Origin of the sequence: Saccharibacter floricola DSM 15669, assembly GCF_000378165.1 — a bacterium.
In the GTDB taxonomy this organism is placed as follows: Bacteria; Pseudomonadota; Alphaproteobacteria; order Acetobacterales; family Acetobacteraceae; genus Saccharibacter; species Saccharibacter floricola.
The window spans coordinates 1-4,633 of record NZ_KB899357.1 but is presented as its reverse complement, the minus strand read 5'-3'; the positions used below and the strand labels follow the sequence as shown (position 1 = coordinate 4,633).

Genomic DNA, 4,633 nt, shown 5'->3' with positions numbered 1-4,633 from the left:
CCTGACTGGTCAGCGTGACCCCTGTTGTGCCGATCAACGATCCCACGTTCGTTAGACCGCCAGACCCTATCTCAGCTGTGACCGTTTGGCCCTGAACCTGCCCTTGCGTACCATTGCCAAAGCCTGACGCCTGCACATGAAGGGCCTGACCAGAAGCGAGAACACCCTCATTCTGCACAGCTCCAGACGCCGTGACCGTTAAATTACGTCCCCCGGTGAACACGCTATGAGCGTCAGACCCGTAGCTCCCAAGCGTTGCCGTCACCGTCCCATTGCCCTGGATCGTGCCGCCGTTGTTGCTGAGCTGTCCCGTTGAGATGGTCACATCTCCAGACTGCGCCGTAATTTTCCCTTGGTCATTATTGAATGTATCTTTGACACCTCCCGTTAAAACGACAGCACCTAAAACACTTCCGATGGTTCCATCATGATTATCAAGATCGTGCACAAGCCCAACTATCAATCCATCGTGTGTAAAAATCTCCCCTTGGTTACTCAAAGCATCTGCTTGAAATTCTCCACGGCCAGATTGCGCATTAACAGTACCGCTGTTAGTGATGCGATCTGCACTATGAACCACCACAGGGCCTACATATGACGCAATGGTTCCTGAATTAACAATTGGGCTTCCTGATGTGAGGTGCACTCCACCATCATGTGCAGCAACTACACCAGAATTAATAAGGTCACCCTTACTATTTAAGGTTAAATTCTCTTGGGCGACCATAGCACCATGAGTGCCTATGTGTGTTGTTCCTGAGATAGAACTATCAAGCTGCCCTGATGACGCCATCTGGCCGTTAAGAACCAAGTTGCCCTGGCCATCTAAATGCATATCGCCGGCATTGCTGGCCATAGTCCCATCAACCCGAACCCCTGCCCCGGCTTCATTAACAACCATATAGATACTATTGGCGTATAATCCGCCCATAGCGGCTGTATCCAGCGCCCATTCAGGCTTTTTAGTCCCGTCATCAGCTAGAGCGGTCGGTGTGTTACTCCCATACGCGACCTGATTGCGGCCTAAAACCATCGCGACTTTTTGAGCATTAACGGGAGCTGCAATTTTTACAGAACGCGATAAGATATCTAAAATTGGTACAGCTGTGAAATCAGCTCCACGCCCTTCAAAAGCTACAGCGCCACCATTAACGTAAAAAGAACGCACATTGCCTTGCGCGTCCAAATTGGGGCGACCTGTAGTAAGGGTGACGCGTGATGTATTAATAAAACCGCACCCGTTACAGGTCAGTCCATTGGGGTTGGCAAGAATAACAGCCGCCTGCTGCCCTGCCACTTCCGTATAGCCCGCAATTTGGCTGGGCAAAGAACCACTGACCTCATTAAGAATAACATGTGCGGAATGACCATTAAGGTTAGCATTACCTAAGATCGCACCGCCTATCTTGGTTTGAATATTATGGGGGGCATTGTTCAAAACAATACCATTTGATGAAACATTGTAGTTCCGAAATGTATTGTGTGACACGCCCGCTCCATTAGGCGTAGCAATATCAACTTGGTCAATGCCATTTTGGGTTTTTTCTAAAGTAGGATGCGGCCCCAAAGCCGTTGGGTCAACCACAATATGCGGCGCTGCTTGTTGAGCAAAAACAGGACTGATGGTCGAACCGAAAAGAATGATGAAAGCACAAGCAAGGTTAACAACGCGTCTCAAGGCAGAAAAATGCCCATAGACTTCCGTTCCGTTATTATGGGTATTTAAGGGAGAACGCATCATCAACGCCTTGCTCATAATCTAATACCGGTATTAAAAAATGTGATCAGCCCTTCAGCGGGGAGAGGACCGCGTGCAATCGCGTGCGTCAAAATCACATTCCAAAAAAACAAACCTGTGGTTTTACGCACGCCAAGCCCAACACCCGCCATCTCCCCACCTTTGAGAACAGCAGGTGTTGCCGAGGAAGAAAAACCAGCCCGAACAACACCAAAATCCAACGCACCATAGAGCTGCACCCCTTTTAAAAAGGTGCCACATAGCGTGCTATAAAAACCGCATTTTCCTGTATCAAAGGCTGGCGTCCATGACACATCGTTGCGTATATACCCTCCGTCATTGCCAACAAAGGCTTGCGCTAAGAAACCCCGCACCGTGTAAGGTCCCCCTACTTGAAGCTCATTAATCGGGTTTTGGTCACGTGAGCTGATCTCGCCATGCATTGTGGTATGCCACAGCCAGCGCGACGCGAAGGGTACATAACCATCAATATCAAGCGTTGGTTTAGCATAAGCACGGTGCGGTTCATTCCATGCGGGGTGGGCATAACCATTCCAAGAGCCAGCCCCATCAACGGCAATTTTTACACCACCTGTTACATACCAACTGCTGGCACCCACTTTGAGAGATTCACTCACCGATGCATTAACATAAGCCTGTCGACCCGTTTGACTATTGACACTGGTATGATCAACTTCAGAGCCAAATGTTTTCCGCTCAAAAGACACTTGCCCCGTTGTGACACCATTATGATGCCGCCATAACGTGCGCGACACCCCAACTTGCCAATCCGTCTGTGAACCACTGAGATGATACAACTCTGTCCGCGCCTGTAACGGATACGCATCTTGTGATTGCCACCACGACCCAAAAAGCGTCCATGCCCCGAAAGGAATAGATCCATTTGCTGAGAGAAACGATGTGCCACGCGCGCCATGGTCAGGCCCACGCAAAGAATGATCATATTCAATCGACCATAAGTCCAACAGTCCAAGAGGATTTTCTGCCATTAAAAGCGCATGGCCAACCTCACGCCCTGTCACGCGTTGTCCATTATTGTCTGCCCAAAGCTGTCCATGCAGAATACCATGACTTGGAGCCGTCACAACAACGCGCGACGTACCAACTTGTTTGCCGGGCCGGATAGCCATCTGAGCTCCAAAATGAGGAAGCCTATTCATCTGCTCCACGCCTTGTTCAAGGTCGCGCAAATTGAGGATTTGGCTTTTCAAACCAGGAAAAGCCATCGCCGACACAAAACGCCTTGGTCGGCCTTTAATATCCACCCCCTCAAGAGACCCCTCAATGACAACAACAGACAATACCCCATCAGAGAGCTTCTGTTCCGGCAAATAGGCCCGCGAAGTAATATAGCCCCTCTCAAGATACGCCCCGTTCAGGCGATTTACTAAGCTATTTAGTTCTTGCACTCCCAAACAACGCCCCGAAAACTCACGTTCAAGCTTCCTTACATAGGCCAGTGGAAGATGATCAGCTTTATGGATGTGGACCTGAGAAATAGCCATGCATGAAGGAGAAGCCTCCGGCACGTTACGCTGGGGCGCCACTTGCATATCAGAGGTTGGAGGCGGCAACGCATCAAGCTGATGTTGGTGCTGTTGATAACGCTGGAACTGATCCTGAGCCGAGCCAGCTCCTGCAGGCAACCCCGAACTAAGTGGCGGGGTTTGGCCATACGCGGTAGCAAGGCCAACATAGCCAAAAACCACCATAACGCAGGCTAAAAACCGCCTTTTCTGCCATGTCACACTCAGCACCATCATGACAATTAACGCGCAGGAGGGTGCATCATCCAACCCTCAAGGCTTGACAAAGCACCAGCAGCACCATTGGCAGAAAAGGAAATAGTCAGCACGCCACCCACAACCTTATCAACCATAATACGCCCTACCTTAGCCCGACGAATTTGGTCAACTTGTTGGGAGGTCAAGTCTAACGAAGCCAAACAACCTTTTTCTGTACACATCTGCCACGGCAAAACAACAACAGCCCCTTGATCAAAAGACACACGAGCAGGACGTAATAGAGACATATTAAGCGGAGCCATAATCGTTAAACGCCACGGACGTTGTTGCAAAGGCATCTTACCAACGTTGCCCGTCATGCGCGCAAGCAACACCGCCCCTAAAGGAAAGGGCTTTTTTTGGTCATCTTGCGCCATCAATGACTGTTCCATTACCATCATGACCGCATGGTCTTTATAATGATTAGCCGAGAAAGCGTAACGATACTGCCACTCACTCGACGTCCCAGAAAGAGTCGTTGGACTTTCTTGCGGTGCCGTAACAGGCTGGGCAGAAGGCGCACTGTGAGCTGAAAAAACACTCAAGGCCAAGACACAGAAGATTGCAGGAACATAACGCATTAATAAAAACCAACCACGTAATTTTAACCGATATCTAACAGCCTACTTAAAAATGTATGTTAAAATAGTTAACGGGAATCGGTATTTTTTACGCTTCTATATTATTGTAACATTTTCGCAACAGTTTGATTAACCAAGAACACAATCTGAAGTTGCACTGCATCAACTCTGATACGTGCTATGCTCTGTTAGTTCTTAATGTAATCTACTGTAGCAGCGATGAGGATAACGGAGAGAAAATGAGAGGGCGGATGCGCGGTGATTTAACAGACCCAGAATGGGCGATTATTGGTGAGCTTTTGCCGCCTGAGCGCGGTCGCTGGTCACGTCCAGCACACGATAATCGGCTTTTTCTCAACGGAATGCTGTATGTCCTGCGTGTCGGTTGTCCTTGGCGAGACATGCATGAACGTTACGGGAAATGGAATTCCGTCTACGTTCGGTTTCGCCGATGGGCCGAACAAGGGGTCTGGGATGCTTTGCTCGACACACTGGTTGACCTCGGTTTG

At 49.3% G+C, this 4,633-nt stretch carries 4 protein-coding genes; 1 reads left to right on the top strand and 3 read right to left on the bottom strand.

Going from position 1 to position 4,633, the window contains the following annotated elements:
• The 3 genes from F457_RS0111460 to F457_RS13455 all read right to left on the bottom strand — a co-directional run.
• A partial coding sequence (locus F457_RS0111460; RefSeq protein ID WP_169584135.1) for a filamentous hemagglutinin N-terminal domain-containing protein occupies positions 1-1,741 on the bottom strand: 1,741 nt, incomplete at its 3' end.
• Positions 1,742-1,752: 11 nt separating this feature from the next.
• A complete protein-coding gene (locus tag F457_RS0111455) occupies positions 1,753-3,555 on the bottom strand; it encodes a ShlB/FhaC/HecB family hemolysin secretion/activation protein (RefSeq protein WP_245539156.1) in 1,803 nt (600 codons plus the stop codon).
• Positions 3,528-4,124 carry an invasion associated locus B family protein gene (locus F457_RS13455; RefSeq protein WP_018981280.1) on the bottom strand — a complete coding sequence of 199 codons (597 nt, stop codon included), beginning with the start codon at positions 4,122-4,124 and terminating at the stop codon, positions 3,528-3,530. Before F457_RS13455 ends, F457_RS0111455 begins: the two co-directional genes overlap by 28 nt.
• Before the next feature lie 251 nt (positions 4,125-4,375).
• On the opposite strand from F457_RS13455, the gene F457_RS0111445 reads away from it, so the two are divergent.
• On the top strand, positions 4,376-4,633 hold a 258-nt coding region (locus tag F457_RS0111445), incomplete at its 3' end, for a transposase (RefSeq protein ID WP_018981279.1).